Source organism: Paraburkholderia sp. CNPSo 3272, assembly GCF_024206495.1.
Classification (GTDB): Bacteria; Pseudomonadota; Gammaproteobacteria; order Burkholderiales; family Burkholderiaceae; genus Paraburkholderia.
The window spans coordinates 120251-137598 of the sequence record NZ_JAMBPQ010000015.1; the positions used below are offsets into that span (position 1 = coordinate 120251).

General features: G+C 65.8%; 16 protein-coding genes. 10 read left to right on the plus strand and 6 right to left on the minus strand.

The annotated features are described in order from the left end of the window. Positions 1-15: 15 nt before the first annotated feature. Together M3I53_RS19815 and M3I53_RS19820 are read right to left on the minus strand one after the other, a co-directional pair. Positions 16-1023: a sterol desaturase family protein gene (locus M3I53_RS19815; protein WP_254317574.1), complete on the minus strand. Its 1008-nt coding sequence runs from the start codon at positions 1021-1023 to the stop codon at positions 16-18. Between the two features lie 13 nt (positions 1024-1036). Continuing rightward, positions 1037-2023: a beta-propeller fold lactonase family protein gene (locus tag M3I53_RS19820; protein WP_375542557.1), complete on the minus strand. Its 987-nt coding sequence runs from the start codon at positions 2021-2023 to the stop codon at positions 1037-1039. A 237-nt stretch (positions 2024-2260) separates the two neighbouring features. Between M3I53_RS19820 and M3I53_RS19825 the strand changes: the two genes are divergently transcribed. Together M3I53_RS19825 and zwf are read left to right on the plus strand one after the other, a co-directional pair. Continuing rightward, positions 2261-3586: an Nramp family divalent metal transporter gene (locus M3I53_RS19825; protein ID WP_254317575.1), complete on the plus strand. Its 1326-nt coding sequence runs from the start codon at positions 2261-2263 to the stop codon at positions 3584-3586. 227 nt (positions 3587-3813) lie between these two features. Next, positions 3814-5289 (plus strand): glucose-6-phosphate dehydrogenase, encoded by a 1476-nt coding sequence (gene zwf / locus M3I53_RS19830; protein WP_254317576.1) that lies wholly within the window; start codon positions 3814-3816, stop codon positions 5287-5289. A gap of 51 nt (positions 5290-5340) precedes the next feature. Here the strand turns inward: zwf and M3I53_RS19835 are convergent, their stop codons facing one another. Both M3I53_RS19835 and M3I53_RS19840 read right to left on the minus strand, forming a co-directional pair. After that, positions 5341-5490: a hypothetical protein gene (locus M3I53_RS19835; protein WP_254317577.1), complete on the minus strand. Its 150-nt coding sequence runs from the start codon at positions 5488-5490 to the stop codon at positions 5341-5343. Between the two features lie 93 nt (positions 5491-5583). Further along, positions 5584-6000 carry a MarR family winged helix-turn-helix transcriptional regulator gene (locus M3I53_RS19840; protein WP_254317578.1) on the minus strand — a complete coding sequence of 139 codons (417 nt, stop codon included), beginning with the start codon at positions 5998-6000 and terminating at the stop codon, positions 5584-5586. Between the two features lie 203 nt (positions 6001-6203). Here M3I53_RS19840 and M3I53_RS19845 point away from each other — a divergent pair, with 203 nt between their 5' ends. Both M3I53_RS19845 and M3I53_RS19850 read left to right on the plus strand, forming a co-directional pair. Next, the gene (locus M3I53_RS19845; RefSeq protein ID WP_254317619.1) at positions 6204-7268 is read left to right on the plus strand and encodes an alcohol dehydrogenase; all 1065 of its coding nucleotides are present in this window, start codon (positions 6204-6206) and stop codon (positions 7266-7268) included. 327 nt (positions 7269-7595) lie between these two features. Continuing rightward, entirely contained in the window at positions 7596-9731 is a 2136-nt protein-coding gene (locus tag M3I53_RS19850) for a tetratricopeptide repeat protein (RefSeq protein WP_254317579.1), read from the plus strand. 43 nt (positions 9732-9774) lie between these two features. On the opposite strand, the gene M3I53_RS19855 is transcribed toward M3I53_RS19850, so the two are convergent. Then, positions 9775-9993 (minus strand): hypothetical protein, encoded by a 219-nt coding sequence (locus tag M3I53_RS19855; protein WP_254317580.1) that lies wholly within the window; start codon positions 9991-9993, stop codon positions 9775-9777. Positions 9994-10180: 187 nt separating this feature from the next. Between M3I53_RS19855 and M3I53_RS19860 the strand changes: the two genes are divergently transcribed. From M3I53_RS19860 to M3I53_RS19875, 4 genes are all read left to right on the plus strand, one after another. Continuing rightward, a complete protein-coding gene (locus M3I53_RS19860; RefSeq protein WP_254317581.1) occupies positions 10181-10528 on the plus strand; it encodes a DUF1330 domain-containing protein in 348 nt (115 codons plus the stop codon). 157 nt (positions 10529-10685) lie between these two features. Continuing rightward, the gene (locus M3I53_RS19865) at positions 10686-11153 is read left to right on the plus strand and encodes a hypothetical protein (RefSeq protein ID WP_254317582.1); all 468 of its coding nucleotides are present in this window, start codon (positions 10686-10688) and stop codon (positions 11151-11153) included. A gap of 78 nt (positions 11154-11231) precedes the next feature. Next, positions 11232-13361: a phosphocholine-specific phospholipase C gene (locus tag M3I53_RS19870; protein ID WP_254317583.1), complete on the plus strand. Its 2130-nt coding sequence runs from the start codon at positions 11232-11234 to the stop codon at positions 13359-13361. A 262-nt stretch (positions 13362-13623) separates the two neighbouring features. Next, positions 13624-15066 carry an NAD-dependent succinate-semialdehyde dehydrogenase gene (locus M3I53_RS19875; RefSeq protein WP_254317584.1) on the plus strand — a complete coding sequence of 481 codons (1443 nt, stop codon included), beginning with the start codon at positions 13624-13626 and terminating at the stop codon, positions 15064-15066. A gap of 33 nt (positions 15067-15099) precedes the next feature. Here M3I53_RS19875 and M3I53_RS19880 read toward each other — a convergent pair whose 3' ends face one another. Further along, positions 15100-15498 (minus strand): GFA family protein, encoded by a 399-nt coding sequence (locus M3I53_RS19880; RefSeq protein ID WP_254317585.1) that lies wholly within the window; start codon positions 15496-15498, stop codon positions 15100-15102. Positions 15499-15721: 223 nt separating this feature from the next. Between M3I53_RS19880 and M3I53_RS19885 the strand changes: the two genes are divergently transcribed. Together M3I53_RS19885 and M3I53_RS19890 are read left to right on the plus strand one after the other, a co-directional pair. After that, positions 15722-16780, plus strand: a complete 1059-nt coding sequence (locus M3I53_RS19885) for a catalase family peroxidase (RefSeq protein WP_254317586.1) — start codon at positions 15722-15724, stop codon at positions 16778-16780. Then, complete coding sequence (locus tag M3I53_RS19890; RefSeq protein WP_254317587.1) at positions 16777-17322, plus strand: cytochrome b; 546 nt, start codon at positions 16777-16779, stop codon at positions 17320-17322. The genes M3I53_RS19885 and M3I53_RS19890 overlap by 4 nt, the downstream gene beginning before the upstream one ends. Positions 17323-17348 lie beyond the last annotated feature (26 nt).

Genomic DNA, 17348 nt, shown 5'->3' on the forward strand with positions numbered 1-17348 from the left:
CGAACGCCGCGAAGCTCAGCGCGCCGCGTCCCCCAGCGGATACCCCTTGCCCGCAAGGCGCCGCGCGATGCGCACGAGCGCGTACCACTGCTGAGCGAGCAGGCCTTCGCCATAGTTCGCACCGCGGCCGTGCGGCGCGGGCAACTGGTCGCGAATGCCGGTGGGCTCGTGCTCCTTGTTCCACGACGCCGTGCGGAACATCACGTCCCACCACGGAAACAGCACGCCGAAGTTGCAGCCGTAGCGCGTGCCCTCGTGGCCATAGCCGATCGCATGATGGCGGCGATGAAACGCCGGGCTCACGACGATGCGCTCGAGCAGCCAGCCGAACGGCAGCCGTGCGTTGACGTGCTGCACGCTCTGCATGAAGTTGCCCACCGCGACGAGCACAACATACTGGGAGGGCTGCACGCCGATGAAGAGCGACAGGCCCGCAAAGAACGCGGCCTGAACGATGTCGTCGAGGAAATGGTTGCGATCGTCGCACCACAGCGACATCTGCTGCTGGCTGTGATGCACGGCGTGCAGTTCCCACCACACACCGAAGCGATGCTGCCAGCGGTGATACCAGTAGCCCGCGAAGTCGAGCACGATGAGATAGATCAGGAACGACACGATCGGCTTGTCGGTCACGCCGGGCCAGAGGCTGTCCACGTCGATGTTCGGCACGCTGTAGATCGCCATCAGGCTCTGCCAGTGATTGAACAATGGCGTGAGCAGAAAGAAGAACGCGATGTTCAGAATGCCGAGTTTTGCGATCCACGTGTACCAGACGTCGGCGCGCAGCGCGCGGCGATCGCTCCAGTCTTCCGCGGGCCGCAGTGCTTCGAGCGGGCGCAGCAGCGCATACGAGGCGCAGATCTGAAGCGCGCCGACGATCACCCAGTAGAGCGCGTCGTAGGTGTCCTCGTCGTAGCCCATCAGCCCGACCTTGTAGAAGATCGGCTGCACCACGTCTACGTAGACGAGCGTCTGCAGCCACGAAACGAGGTTGTCGGCCTGCGAAATCAGCGTATCGAGCATCGAGACTCCTCAATCAGTCCGGGTTCGGCGCATACACCGGCGCGCTGTTCGCGAAGTAGATGCCGTGCGGCGAGCGGCCCACCGCGATCGTGTCGATCAGCTTGCGCGTGTTCAGGTCGATGATGCCCACGTGCTTCGCGAAACGGAACGTCACCCAAAGGTAACGCTTGTCCGCCGAAAGTTCCATGTCGTCGGGACCGGGGCGCAGGCCCGTGATGTCGGCGACCTTCGTGAGCGTCGTGTAATCGAGGATGCTGATTGTGCTCTCCACGCGATTCGACACGGCAATATGTTTGCCATCGTCCAGATTGCGGAAGTTATGCGCGCCGCGGCCGGTCTGGATCTTTTTCACGACCGTGCGGTTGTGCCAGTCCACCACGGCCACGTTGTCCTCGCCCGTCATGCCCACGAGCAGGTATTTGTCGCCCGGCGTCATCCACAGGCCCGCGGGCGTCTTGCCCACTGGCAGCTTCCAGAGCACGGTTTGCGTCGGCAGGTCGATGGCGGCGACTTCGCCCGTGTCCTGCAGCGTGACGAACGCCGTTTTGTTGTCGGAGGCGAACGTGATGTGGCTCGGCGTTTTTCCGAGCGGAATGCGCTTGGCGATCGTGAGGTTCTTGCCGTCGTAGTGATAGACGTCCACACGGTCGAGTCGCAGGCCCGCTGTCACGAACCATTTATGGTCGGGCGAAAAGCCGAGCTGATACGGATCTTCGATCCCTTCCAGGCGGCTCTGCACCTGCCCCGTATGCGGGTCGAGGAACAGCAGGTCGTTCGACACGGAATCGGCGACGATGAGCGACTTGCCGTCGGGCGTGATCATCAGGTGGTGCGGTTCCTTGCCCGTGGGCTCGGTGCCGACCACGGTGCGGCTTGCCTGGTCGATGAGCGAGAGCTTCGCCTCGCCCGAGTCGAGCACGATGACCCTGTCGTCGGCGTGGGCGAGCGCGCCCCATGCGAGGCCGCTCATCAGCAGCGCAGTCGCGACCGTTTTTTTCATACGGACCGGTGTAAACGAAAAGATCGTGAATTCAGGCATTTCGTAAGGGAAAGAGAGCAGCGAAGGCGCGCCGCGCAGGTTTGTGCTGAGATAGTGCCAAGGCAGGCGCGCGGATTGCCTGCTTAACGCGTGAGGGACCGATTCCGATGACGCACTTTCAACGTATACGCAAATCCTCGATACGTACCATAGGGCGATGGACTGCGCCTACAGACCGCGGATTACGGGAGAAGTTGCATGGATCATCGCACGCGCGATGAAGAGGCGCAGCGTGCCCCCGACGGCCTCACCCGCAACACGGCCGCCGCGGCGCGCGAAGCGCTCGAAGGACGGCGCCGCGGCGTCGCCCTTCTGCTGCCGCTTGCGGGGCCGGCCGTGGTCGTCTCGGTGGCCTATATCGACCCCGGCAATATCGCGACCAACATCCAGGCCGGTGCGCGCTACGGCTACGCACTGCTCTGGGTCGTGCTGCTCGCCAACGTCATCGCCATGCTGTTTCAGGGGCTTTCCGCGAAGCTCGGCATCGCCACGGGGCGCAATCTCGCCGAACTGTGCCGCGACAGCCTGCCCGCGCCGCTCGTATGGCTCATGTGGGGCGTAAGCGAGATCGCGGCCATGGCCACGGATCTCGCCGAATTCCTCGGCGGCGCCATCGGCCTTGCGCTGCTCTTTCATCTGCCGCTGCTCGCGGGCATGGCGGTGGCGGCCGTCGTGACCTATGCGTTGCTGTTTCTCGAACGCGCGGGCTTCCGGCCGCTCGAACTGCTCATCGGCGCGCTCGTGGGCGTGATCGGCATCTGCTACGTTCTAGAGCTTTTCATTACGCCGATCGAGTGGCAGAGCCTGCTGCGCCACCTCGCCACACCGCGCCTGCCCGACGCGCAAGCCGTGACGATCGCGGTAGGCATCATCGGCGCAACGGTCATGCCGCACGCGCTCTTTTTGCATTCGGGGCTCACCCAGGCGCGTGTGGTCGCACGCAACGACGCGGAGCGCAAGCGCCTCGTGAAGTTTTCTAACGTCGAGGTGGTGGTCGCGCTTTCGGTGGCCGGGCTCATCAACATGGCGATGGTGGTGATGGCTTCCGGTGCGTTCCACCAGGGCTACGCGGATGTCGCCGAAATCGAGACCGCCTACCGGACGCTCGCGCCGCTGCTGGGCGCGGCGGCCGCCAGCATCTTCCTCGTCTCGCTGATCGCCTCGGGCATTTCGAGTTCGGTGGTCGGCACGCTCGCGGGGCAGATGATCATGCAAGGCTTCGTGAACTTTCGCATTCCGCTGTGGCTGCGCCGCGCGGTGACGATGGTACCGAGTTTCGTCGTGGTGGCGCTGGGCGTGAACGCCACCGACGCGCTCGTCATGAGCCAGGTCGTGCTGAGCCTCGCCCTGCCGTTCCCGATGGCCGCGCTCGTGTGGTTCACGTGTCGCGGCGACGTGATGGGGTCCCATCGCAACCGCGCGCTCACGGCTGCGGCAGCCGTGGCGGGCGCGGCCGCGGTGCTCTCGCTGAACGTCGTGCTGGTGCTCACGACCTTCGGCGTGGCCGTGCCGGGGCTCGGGTAAGGATTGGCTCGCAGCCACGCGATGGATATATGAACGGCCGGTCGGTTTATCGGCCATAAACGTCCCGCGCGACGCGTCGTTCGCGCCATGCGTGCAAACTCGCGCGAAACCATGCACCATTAGCGTTTCGCCGCGCCGCGCTTCTGCGATCGGTGCGGGTTTTGCAACCGCGCGCTAGCGGTCGTGCTCAACAACGTTGCCCGAGCGCGCGTCACCTCCGACCTGCCATGACGAATCAGCCTGCCCAAGCCTTGCCCGAACAGCCCGTCGACATGATCATTTTCGGCGGCGGAGGCGACCTGGCCGCGCGCAAACTGCTGCCCGCGCTCTACATGGCGCACCTGCACGGCAACCTGCCGCCGGAAACGCGCATCATCGCCGTGGGCCGCAAGAACTGGACGATCGACGACTATCGCAAGTTCATGGAAGAGCAGTCGCGTCCGTTCATCGACGCTAAAGCGTTCGATGCGCAAGCGTGGGACCGCTATCTGAACCTGTTCCAGTACGTGATCATCGACGTGAACGATCCCGGCAACTATGCGAACCTGAAGGCGGCGTCGCGCGAGCATGCCCTGCGCGTGTTCTATCTCTCGACTTCGCCGGAACTGTTCACGACGATTTGCGACAACCTCACGGCGGGCGGTTTGATCGACGGCAGCTCGCGCGTGGTGCTCGAAAAGCCGCTCGGCCACGATCTCGCCTCGGCCAAGCAGATCAACGAGTCGGTGGGCCGGCATTTCTCCGAATCGCAGATCTACCGGATCGACCACTATCTGGGCAAGGAAACGGTGCAGAACCTGATGGTGCTGCGCTTCGGCAACCCGATCTTCGGGCCGCTGTGGCAGGCGCCGTATATTCGCAGCGTGCAAATCACGGTGGCGGAAACGGTGGGCGTGGGCAGCCGCGCGGGCTTCTACGACCACACCGGCGCGCTGCGCGACATGGTGCAGAACCACCTGCTGCAACTGCTGTGCATCGTGGCGATGGAGCCGCCCGTCTCGCTCGACCCGGACGCCGTGCGCGACGAAAAGCTCAAGGTGCTGCGTTCGCTGCGCCCCATGTCGCTCGCCGATATCGCACGCGACACCGTGCGCGGCCAGTACGCGGCGGGCGCCGTAGACGGGCAGCCGGTGAAGGGTTATCTGCAGGAAGACAACGTGCCGCCCGACAGCAAGGCGGAAACGTTCGTCGCGCTGCGCGCCCACATCAACAACTGGCGCTGGGCCAACGTGCCGTTCTTCCTGCGCACGGGCAAGCGCATGCAGAAGCGCCAGTCGGAAATCGTGATCGAATTCGCGGACCTGCCGTTCTCGATCTTCCCGAGCGGCCCGCGCAATTACGGCAACCGTCTCGTGATCCAGCTTCAGCCGGAAGAGTCGATTCAGCTGCAGATGCTCGCGAAGGAGCCGGGCAGCGGCATGAACATGCTGCCCGTGAGCCTGAACCTCGACCTGCAGCAGGCCATTCCCGAGCGCCGCGCGGAAGCCTACGAGCGTTTGCTGATCGACGTGATTCGCGGCCGCCTCACGCACTTCATGCGCCGCGACGAACTGGAAGCCGCATGGACGTGGGTCGAGCCGATTCTCGACGGCTGGAAGGAACTGAACGACCGCCCGCGCACTTATACGGCAGGCACGTTCGGGCCGGCGGCATCGTCGGCGCTGCTCGCGCGCGAAAACATGTCGTGGGCCGAAGAGATGTAACGTGAATGACCGCGAGCGCAGCGTGCTACGCGCGGCGCTCGCAGCACTGCGTTACTGGTCGGCCGAATCAGGACGAAAAAGGTCGAGGCCGGCGAACACGATCACACCGCTGAGTGCGATCAACGGCACCGAATGGCGCCCGAAAAAAAGAACCGCGGCCGCAAGCCAGGTTGAAAGACAGAAAGCGCCGATGCGCCGCATGATGCCACTCCCTACTCTTTAATTCCCTTCTGAAGCGGGGCTACGCATGACGCGTGCCGCGCGATTTCAGCCCACCCCACCATTAGCCCAGCATCACCCCAACGTTGCGCGCGCCGTGCGCAGGCGCGACACGGTATCCGCGAACGCCTCGCCGCCGAGCGTGCGCTTCAGGCGGCTCGCGACCGTCGCGCTCGCCGCATTGAGCGCCTCGCGAATCGCCACGGCCTGCGCCGTGGGCACGATCGCCACTTCGCGGCCGTCGCCCTCCGTGCGCTGGCGCGCCACGTAGCCGCGCGCCTCCAGGCCGTCGAGCACGCGCGTGGCCGTGGGCCGCGCGATGGAGAGGAGATCGGCCAGTTCGCGCTGCGGCGATCCCGGACGCTCCAGCACCGCGCGCAACATGAACCCCTGCGGCGGCGTTAGCTCGAAACGCTCGAAGGCTTGCGCCCATTCGCGCTCGAGGCGCCGCGCGAGCGCCGTGGTGTTGAAGTAAAGGCAATGATCGAACATGCGCACAGGATAACTCAATATAGTTAGCTATGCAACGATCTGCGCCTAAAGCGCATGTCTGCCCGTTGACAAACCAAGCGCATGGCAGCACAAAATAGAACGACCGGACGAATTTAAATCGCATCGGCTATGATGCAAAGACGCCGCAATCGTCGGGCCGGGCATGGCCGCCGTACACAACACTCACGGAGACATCGATGCAAATGCGCTGTTACTGCGTTACCCATCATGGCAAGCCGCTCGAGCTGGTCGAGCGCGACGTGCCAGAGCCCAAGGGCACCGAGGTCTTGCTGCGCGTAAAGGCCGCTGGCCTGTGCCACTCCGATCTGCACATCTGGGAGGGCTATTACGACCTGGGCGGCGGCAAGAAACTCTCGCTCGCCGACCGCGGCATCAAGCTGCCGCTCACGCCGAGCCATGAAATCTGCGGCGAGGTCGTGGCGCTCGGCCCCGATGCACAAGGCGCGCCTCAGGCGCTCGCGGCGGGTACGGCGGCAGTCGTGCATCCGTGGATCGGCTGCGGCGAATGCGCGGCCTGCGAGCGCGGCGAAGAAAATATCTGCGCGAAGCCGCAGTCGCTCGGCGTGCTGCGCGACGGCGGCTTTGCGGATTACGTGATCGTGCCGCATCCGCGCTATCTCGTGGAACTCGCCGGCCTCGATCCCGTCAAGGCCGCGCCGCTCGCCTGCGCCGGCGTGACGACGTATTCGGCCGTGAAGAAGTTCGGCGCGCGCATTCACGAAGGCCCCGTGGTCGTGATCGGCGCGGGCGGCCTCGGCATGATGGCGCTCGAAGTGCTCAAGGCGATGGGCGCACGAGGCGCGATCGTCGTGGACGTGGACCCAGCCAAGCGCGAAGCCGCGCTTGCGGCGGGCGCGCTCGCGGCCATCGATGCGCGCGCGGACGACGCCGTGCAGCAGATCATCACGGCAACGGGCGGCGGCGCACGCGCGGTGCTCGACCTCGTGGGCGCGACGCCCACCGTCAAGCTCGCGCTCGACGCCTGCGCGCGCGGCGGCCACGTGGTGATCGTCGGGCTGATGGGCGGCGACCTCACGCTCTCGCTGCCGATCATCCCGATGCGGCCGCTGAAGATCGAGGGCAGCTACGTGGGCACGCTGCCCGAACTGCGCGAACTCGTGACGCTGATGCGCGAAGGCAAGATGCAGCCCTCGCCCGTCTCCACGCGACCGCTCACGGAAATCAACGAGGCGTTCGAAGCGCTCGTGCAGGGCAAGGTAGTCGGGCGGCAAATACTGGTGCCCTGATGCGTTTCATCGCGCACGGCCTCGTTCGGCGCGCGCGATGACGAATCGTTCGGAATTCGAATCGATCGGGTAGATCGGCTCATGGTGACGATCTACCCGTTTCTGCGCGCGCAAGCGCTTAAAACGCTTACGCGCCTATCCACGGCGCTCGCCCCATTTTGCAAGCCATCTGCAAGGTTTTGCGGGCCAGATGCGCTCATCGCCCGAATAAGCGCACCGGATGCGCTCAATTCGCGCCGTTGACTGAGCACGAGCTGTCGTAATCTCGACACTGCCGCATTGTCCGTGTCGCCCACGCGCCGCGCCCCGTCCCTTACGATTTTCACTGTGACCATTTCGACGCCCCTCGCGCCCGCCCTCGACGACATCCTGCGCGAAGCCAATGCGCACTGCGAAGCGCACCGCTTTGCCGACGCGCTTGCGTTGCTCGAACCGCATGTCGGCGGCCAACCGGGGGCCACGGACGAGGCCGCGCTGGCACCGGCGCTCAATCTCGCGGCCCTGGGCGCCATGGGCACGGGCGACGCGGCACGCGCCCAGGCGTTGTGGCAGCGCTGCCTCGCGGCAAAGCCCGACTTCGCGCAGGCGTACAGCGGCCTCGCCGCACTCTTTGCGGCGCTTGGCGTCCTCAATCCGGCCCAGGCGCTCTATGAACGGCTGCTGACCCTCACGCCCGCCGACGCCGACGCGCGCAGCAACCTGGGCGTCGTCCTGCAGCGCCAGGGGCGCCACGCCGAAGCGCAAGCCGCCTTTCGCGCCGTGCTCGCGGACCGGCCAGATCACGCCGACGCCCACTACAACCTTGGCCTCCTGCTGCAGGGCCAAGGCCGCCACGCAGAAGCCGAAAGCGCGTTTCGCGGCGCCATCGCCGCGAATGAGCGCCATGCGAAGGCGTACAACGCGCTGGGTACACTGCTGCGGGATCAAGCGCGCGGCGACGAAGCCGCCGAGGCCTTTCGCCAGGCGCTGCTGATCCACCCGCAGTATCCGGAGGCGCTCAACAATCTCGCCACGCTGCTGAAGGCATCTGGCAAGCTCACCGAAGCGGAACTCGCGGTGCGCCTCGCGCTGCAGATTCGCCCCAACTTCATCGATGCGCTGAACAACCTCGGTTGCGTGCTCACCGACCTCAAGCGCGTGCCCGAGGCGGAGGTGGCTTTTCGCCAGACGCTCGCACTCGCGCCGAACCACGCCGAAGCGCATTACAACCTCGGCGTGGCGCTGCATACGCTCGAGCGGCTGGCCGAGGCCGAGGCGGCGTATCGCGAGACGCTGCGCCGCATGCCGGGCCGCGTCGAGGCTTATAACAATCTCGCCTGTGTGCTGATGGCGCTCAGGCGCCGCGCCGAAGCGCTCGAGGTGCTCCACGAAGCCATCGCCGTGCGGCCCGACTTCGCCGAGGCGCACTTCAATATCGCGAGCCTGCACAAGGAATACGGCCGGCTCGACGAAGCCGAGGCCGGCTACCGCCGAGCGCTCGACGCGAACCCGGAATACGGCGATGCGAAATTCCGCCTGGCCACGCTGCTGATCAGCATGGGCCGTTTCGAAGAAGGCTTCGCGCGCTACGAGTGCCGCTACACCATGCCCGGCTTCGTGCATCACGCGACGCAGCGTCTGCTGCAATGTCCCGCATGGCAGGGCGAGCCGCTCGCCGGCAAAGCGCTGCTGCTATGGCAGGAGGACGGCCTCGGCGACATGCTGCAATTCGGCCGCTATGCGCGCGTGCTCAAGACGCAGGGCGCGGCGCACGTCGCGTTCGCCTGCCAGCCGCCGCTGCAGCGGCTCTTTCGCGGCGTGGACGGCATCGACGCCGTGCTCGGCCATGAAGCCGGCGCGGCGGCAGCCGGCCAGTTCGACTACTGGGTGAGCCCGATCAGCGTGCCCCACCGCCTGGGCACGACGCTAGAGACGATCCCCGCGCCGCTCGTTCATACGCCCGAGCCCGCGCTCGTCGAGCACTGGCGCGCGCGCCTCGCCACGCTCGCGCCGGGGCCGCGCATTGGCATCGTCTGGAAGGGCAACCCGAAGCATTTCAACGACGCGCACCGCTCGCTGCCCTCGCTTGCCGCGCTCGCGCCGCTCTGGAACCTGCGGGGCGTGCAGTTCGTGAGCCTGCAAAAAGGCGAGGGAGAAGATGAAGCGCTGAATCCGCCAGCGAGCCTGCCGCTGCTGCACCTCGGCACCGAGGTGCGCGATTTCGTCGATACCGCGGCGATCATCGCGCTGCTCGATCTCGTGATCTGCGTGGATACGTCGACGGCGCATCTGGCGGCGTCGCTCGGCAAGCCGTGCTGGGTGCTGCTGCCGCAGCACGACCTCGACTGGCGCTGGATGCACGAGCGCGAAGATTCGCCGTGGTATCCAGGCACGATGCGCCTGTTCCGCCAGCGCATGGATGAAGCGTGGAGCGCCGTAGTGGAGCGCGTGCGCGCGGCGTGCGCGGAGCGCTTCGGCGTTTGAGAATTCGTGGGGTATCGGGGGACGAGAAAGGCGCTCGCGCGCCTCAATCCCAGATGTTGCGGAACGCCACGGCGGCGATCACCGGCACGCACATCACGAGCGGAATGGCGAAGTACGGAATCTCCAGATCGACGACCCACTTGTAGACGATCCAGCCGATACCCAGCGCGAGCGTGAGCACGCCAACGAGCGCCGTGAGGGTGTTCAACAGCCACTTGGGCGGCTGCTTGCGCGCGGGTTTATTCTCGGGTGACGGGTTCATGGCGACGATGGCGGAAAACGAATACGTCTCGATCCGGAGTGCGGATGACGGGTATTTTACCCCGCCGCACGCCTTCAGCCTACGCCCGCCGCTCCCGCGCCTTTACCTCCCAGGTAATCGATTCCCTGCCCGGCGCGCCCTATTCTCGCAAGCGTGGACCCACCCTTTCACACGCACGAGACCCCCCATGACCGCCTACGCCATTGCCCATCTGCGCGACGTCGAGCCTTGCCCCGCCATCGTCGAATATCTGGAGAAAATCGACACCACGCTCGCCCCTTACGGCGGCCGCTTCGTCATCCACGGAGGCCGCGTGGAGCGGCTCGAGGGCAAGTTTTCCGGCGACCTCATCATGATCGAATTCGCGAGCCGCGAGATCGCGCGCGCGTGGTATCGCTCGAGCGCCTACCAGGCGATCCTGCCGCTGCGCACGGAGCACTCGCGCGGCGAAGTGTTCCTGATCGATCAAGTCGAGATGCCGCATCGCGCGACCGACGTGCTGCGTCCGGCTCACGAAAACGGCTCCGCGAAATGAAAGCATTTCGTTAGCTCACAACCGGCAGCGAATGCTTTTCGTGCACCACGTTTGCAAAGGAAATTCATCGCCTGCAAACGTTTTCGTGCGTTTCACAATTCTTTCTTCATCGACGGCGAAACTGTGCGCGACCCATCCCCACAGAACGGATGCGCCCATGAGAATACGCCTTCCCAACCGCGTGTCGACGACCCTGTCGACCGCGTCGATCGTTGTACTCGCAACCATCATGCTCGATGCATGCGGCCCGGGCTACGGCTCGTCGGCAGCTTCATCGACGCCGGATACAACGGAAAACCAGAGCGCCGCAACGCAATCGCAATCGCCATTGGCGAATAGCGCGCGCATAACGCCGTTGCCGACACCCGACACGAACACGTCGGCGAACGCCACGACGAACACGTCGACAAGCACCTCGACGAACCCGAGCGCCATACCCGCTTATGGCGCGAACGCGGCAACCGCCGCGAACACCGCGAGTGACCCCGTGCAAGGCGCACAGGCCAGCCTCGCCGCCGACAGCGACCAAGTCACGCCGGTCCTGAGCTACGCGCCTGGAGACAGCGTGCAGACCCAGGCCAGCAACGGCAACGATTCCAGCAGTCCCGCAACATCCAGCCATTGAAGCATTGCACCTGCGTGCCCTCGCGCGAGTACGCCGTCGGGCACGACACTCCAACCCCAAGCAGAAAGGTGAGCAACAATGACGTCAAACAGCCGTCGCCGTTTCCTGCAGACCGTCGCGCAATCGGGCGCCGCCGCCGCAGCGATGACCGTTCTTCCCGAATCGATCCGCAATGCGCTGGCCATTCCGGCCAATTCGCGCACGGGCACGATCCGCGATGTCGAGCACATCGTCGTGTTCATGCAGGAGAACCGTTCGTTCGACCACTACTTCGGCCATATGCGCGGCGTGCGCGGCTATAACGACCGCCTGCCCATTGCGCTGCCGGGCGGCCTGCCGGTGTGGTATCAGCCTTCGAAGGAAGACGCCACGAAGCCCGTGCTGCCGTTCCACCTCGATACGTTCAAGACGAGCGCGCAATGCGTGGGCGACCTCGACCACTCGTGGTACCCGACGCAGTACGCGATCAACAACGGTCTGTACAACCAGTGGCCGCAGTACAAGACCGACATGACGATGGGCTATTACCTGCGCGCGGACATTCCGTTCCACTACGCGCTGGCCGACGCCTTCACGGTGTGCGACAACTACTTCTGCTCGCTGCCTGGCCCGACGCACCCGAACCGCTCGTATCTGATGACCGGCATGGTCGATCCGACCGGCACGATGGGCGGCCCGCTGCTCGACAACAACGACTTCGTGGACGGCGACGTGCCGCCCACGTATCAACTGCTTTCGTGGACGACCTACCCGGAGCGCCTGCAGGCCGCCGGCATCTCCTGGCAGATCTACCAGCAGGGCACGAACGGCAGCGACCCGCTGAACGGCAACTACGGCACCAACATCCTGCAGAACTTCGCGAACTTCATCAACGCGCAGCCCGGCTCGGCGCTCTACCAGCGCGCGCAAACGGCGCGCACCATCGCCGATCTGAAAAACGACGTACTCCAGAACAATTTGCCGCAAGTCTCGTGGCTGCTGCCGCCGGCGGCGTTCTCGGAGCACCCGAAGTACACGCCGGCCTATGGCGCGGAATACACCTCGCAGATCATCGAAGCCCTGACTTCGAACCCCGACGTGTGGAGCAAGACCGTGCTCTTCATCATGTATGACGAGAACGACGGCTTCTTCGACCATATCGTGCCGCCGCAGCCGCCCACGACGTCCACCCAGGGCAAGTCGACGGTGAGCGTCGACGGCGAGATCCACAACGTGGTCAATCCGCTGCGCGGCGGCAAGTACACCGCCGACGGCCTGCCCTACGGCCTCGGACCGCGCGTGCCGATGACGGTCGTCTCGCCGTGGACCAAGGGCGGCTTCGTCTGCTCGCAGGTGTTCGACCACACGTCGGTGATCCGCTTCATCGAGGCGCGTTTCGGCGTCCAGGAGCCCAACATCACGGCGTGGCGCCGCGCGGTGTGCGGCGACCTCACCACGTGCTTCGACTTCCGCACACCCGACGCCACCATGCCCACGCTGCCCGACACGAGCAACTACATGGCGCTCGCCGACAACCAGTGCTCGGCCAACTCGGCGCCCACGGTGCCGGCCACGCCGCTGCCGATCGATGCGCAGGAGCCCGGCGTGCGCTACGCGCGTGCGCTGCCCTACGAGCTTCATGTGAACGGGAAAGCCGAAGCGCAGAACAACACGCTGTCGATCACGTTCGCGAACAAGGGCCGCCAGGGCGCGCATTTCTACGTGTACGGCACGAACCGCAGCGACGGTCCGTGGCGCTATACGGTCGAGGCGGGCAAGTCGCTCGACGACACGTGGGGCCTCGCCGCGACGAACGGCGTCTATGCGTTCGAAGTACATGGCCCGAACGGCTTCCTGCGCCGCTTTGCGGGCACGGCCGCGCAATCGGGTCCGGGCAAGTCGGGCCGCGCACCGGCGCCCGCCGTGACGGCGCACTACGACGTGGCCAACGGCAACCTCTTCCTCAGGTTCTCGAACGCGGGCAGCAGCGTCGCGCACCTGAACGTGAGCGACAACGCCTATGGCGCACACGAGCGCAACGTGGTCGTGCCGGCCGGCGCGCAGATCGACGAAGTCTGGGTCCTCGCCTCGAGCCATCACTGGTACGACCTCACGGTCACGAGCCGCGACGACGCCACGTTCGCGTGGCGCTTCGCCGGACACATCGAGAACGGCCGGCCGAGCATCAGCGACCCCGCGGCCGTTGCACCGGTCACAAAGCTGGGCTGAGCCCGACGCAAGCCACGGTCTGACGATTTCTTTTCTGTTTCCCTGGATGCGGCGCCTTCGGGCGCCGTTTTTTTTGCCTGTGCGCAGCGTCTAGGAACGTGGGTTAAAAAGGGCCAACGCCGCCTGGGCCTTTTGCACGCCCTGCAGCCTCGGCGATCCAGTGGCACAATGAGCGCTCCGCATTTTCCGGCGCCCGCCTGCGCGCATTGCCGTGCGCGCGGCGAGAGCCTGTCGTCGAACCGTTGACAAGGACCGTCCCATCATGAGTTCCAGCGTGAAGCCCTATCCCGACACCCAGATCTACATCGACGGCGCATGGCGCGCCGGTGCGAAGACGATTGCCGTGATCGACCCCGCGACCGAAGCGGAAATCGGCCGCCTGAGCCTCGCGAGCGAGCAGGATCTTTCGGATGCGGCCACCGCGGCCGAGCGCGCCTTCCGCGAATGGCGCAAGGTCTCGCCGCTCGAGCGCAGCAAGCTCATGCGCCGCGCCGCGCAACTGCTGCGCGACCGCGCAGACGACATCGCCGCGATCATGACGCGCGAACAGGGCAAGCCGTTTGGCGAAGCGAAGCTCGAAACGCTCGCGGGCGGCGATACGATCGACTGGTTCGCCGAAGAAGGCCGCCGCACCTATGGCCGCGTAATTCCCTCGCGCTCTGACGCCGTTCGCCAGATCGTCACGCGCGAGCCGGTGGGCCCGGTCGCCGCGTTCACGCCCTGGAACTTCCCGCTCAATCAGGCCGTTCGCAAGGTGTCGGCCGCGCTCGCCTCGGGCTGTACCGTCGTGCTCAAGGGACCGGAAGAAACGCCGGCCAGCTGCGCCGAACTCGTGAAGGTATTCGCCGACGCGGGCCTGCCCGCAGGCGTGCTGAACCTCGTGTTCGGCGTGCCCGCGGAAGTATCGTCGTACCTGATCGCGCATCCGGCGATCCGCAAGATCTCGTTCACGGGCTCGACGCCGGTGGGCAAGCTGCTCGCCTCGAAGGCCGGCGAGCATATGAAGCGCGCCACGATGGAACTGGGGGGCCACGCCCCCGCCATCGTGTTCGCCGACGCCGACGTGCCGCGCGCCGCCAAGCTGCTCGCGAGCGCGAAGTTCCGCAACGCGGGCCAGGTGTGCATCTCGCCCACGCGCTTCATGGTGGAAGACGCCGCGTACGACGAGTTCGTCGAGCACTTCGTCGCGACGACGCGCGCGATCAAGGTGGGGAACGGTCTCGAAGACGGCGTGCAGATGGGCCCGCTCGCGAACGACCGCCGCCTCGCCGCCATGGAACGTCTCGTGGCCGACGCGCGCGAACAGGGCGCGAAGGTGCTGACGGGCGGCGAACGCGTGGGCCGCGAAGGCTACTTCTTCGCGCCGACCGTGCTCACCGACGTGCCGCTCTCCGCGCGCATCATGAACGAAGAGCCGTTCGGCCCGATCGCGCCGATCTCGCGTTTTTCGAGCTACAAGGACGCGATCGTCGAAGCGAACCGTCTGCCGTACGGTCTCGCCGCGTACGCCTACACGCGTTCGAGCGCGACCTCGGCCGCTCTCTCCGACGACGTGGAAACCGGCATGCTGTCGATCAACCATCACGGCCTCGCCCTGCCGGAAACGCCGTTCGGCGGCGTGAAGGATTCGGGTTACGGCTCGGAAGGCGGCAGCGAAGCGATGGAAGCCTATCTCGTCACGAAGTTCGTGACCGAGCATCGTTGATCGCTGCACGCTGAAAACGCGCGCTTTCCCGGCTTAGGGTCCGGGAAGCGCACGCGGATATTGCGGCAAGCCGTCCGTGAGTTGCACCCACGCCAGCTTTTGCGAGGTCCAGCTGTGATTGTCGGGCGGCGCGTCGTCGGGACGATCGAGCGTGCCTGTCGCGATGTCGATCTCGCCCGCGAACGCCGCGTGCCGGTACGTGAGCGGCGTGCCGCAATCGGCGCAGAACGCGCGCTCGACACCCGGACTCGATTCATGCGCTTTCGTTGCGCCCGCAACGAGACGAAACGCGCTCCACGGCACGCTGAGCCAGCCGACGAACGGCGCGCCGGTTGCGCGCCGGCAATCCACGCAATGGCATACGGTACTGCCAACCGGCGCAGCCGAAATCTGATAGCGGACCTTGCCGCATAAACAGCCGCCAGTCAGCATCGCTGTCTCCTTCGCCCACCTGGCCCGCTCAACGCTTTCAGCACTGTAAGCACGACCGCCTTGGCATGGTTGCACGAATTCGCTTCGCGCATGGAATAAAACGCAGTGCCGTGTTGTTGACGCCAGTAGCGACCCTCGGGCCATCGACCGGATCCATCATGCATACACTCGTACACATTTCGCTTTCGCATGCATTGCCGCGCGCGCGCATAGGAGCCCGCCCGTGAGCCGCGCCACGATCTGCGTGCCGTGCCGGCTCGCGGCCATTGCGGTGGTGGTGGGTTGCGCTGGCGCGGCATTTGCATGGACGGCCGGCTGGCTCACGCCGAAGCGCATCACCGCGCCACATATCATCAATACGTTCGAGTCGAACTACGGCATCCACACGGGCTATCGGCGCAACCACGCCAAGGGGCTTTGCGTGGAAGGCTGGTTCGAAAGCAACGGCAACGGCGCGCAGGTCTCGCGAGCAGCGGTGTTCGCGCCAGGACGCACACCCGTGATCGGACGCTTCGCCATTCCCGGCAGCAACCCCGGCGCGCCGGACGCGAGCACGCCCGTGCGCAGCATGGCGTTGCTGTTCCAGCTGCAGGACGGCGAGCAGTGGCGCACCGGCATGAATTCCGTGCCCATCTTCGTCGTTCGCACCCCGAAGCAGTTCTATAGCCAGCTAGTCGCCTCGAAGCCGGACCCGGCGACGGGCAAGCCCGATCCCGCGAAGCTCGACGCCTTCTTCCAGGCGAACCCGGAAACGCTGCCGTTCCGCCAGTGGCTCAAGGCGCACCCGCCCTCCTCCAGTTTCGCGAATACGGCGTTCTACAGCGTCAACGCGTTCATCGCGACCGATGCCGCGGGCAACCAGCACGCCGTGCGCTGGCAGACCGTGCCCGAAGTGGCTTATGCACCGCAAACCGCGGCAGAAAAGGCCAATCCGAACCTCCTCGCCGACGACTTCTCCACGCGTTTCGCCGGAGGACCGCTACGCTGGCATTTGGTGCTCGCGGTCGCCGCACCGGGCGACCCCACGAACGACGCCACGCTGTCATGGCCCGCGGACCGCCAGCAGATCGACGCCGGCACGCTGGTCTTGCAGCGCGCCGAGCCGCAAGCCAACGGCATGTGCCGCGACGTGAACTACGATCCGACCATCCTGCCCAACGGCCTGAAGCCTTCGGACGACCCCTTGCTCGCCGCCCGTTCGGCAGCGTATGCCGTTTCGTTCAATCGACGCACACGCGAGGAAGCCAACCTCGCGCAAACGCATGGAGGCGCGCAGCCATGAAACAACCGGGCCAACACTTCAGCGCGCTCCAGCGCCTGCTGCACTGGTCGATGGCAGTCCTGATCGTCACCATGCTGTTTGTCGGCGTGGGGATGGTCTCGACCGTCTCGCGGTTGCATGACACCCTGATCGCGCTCCACCGGCCGCTGGGTATCGCGCTGCTCGCGCTCGTGCTGCTTCGCCTGGCCGTGCGGCTCACGCGCGGCGCGCCGCCCTTGCCCGCCGATCTGCCCATCTGGCAGCGCTTTGGCGCGCACGCCTCGCATCTCGTGCTCTATGCGTTGATGATCGCCATGCCGCTGATCGGCTGGTCGATGCTATCCGCGGGCGGCTATCCCATCGTGATGTTCGGCGGCGTGCACCTGCCGCCGATCTTGCCGCCCAACGTCACGCTTTACGCATGGCTGCGTGCCGCGCATACCTGGCTTGCCATGGCGCTCTACGCGACCGTGCTGTTGCATCTGGGCGCCGCGCTCTTTCACGCGCTCATTCGCCGTGACGGCGTGCTCGCCAGCATGGCGCGCGGGGAGGCACGCGGCTGACGCAAGGTTCCTGCGCGTGCATAGCG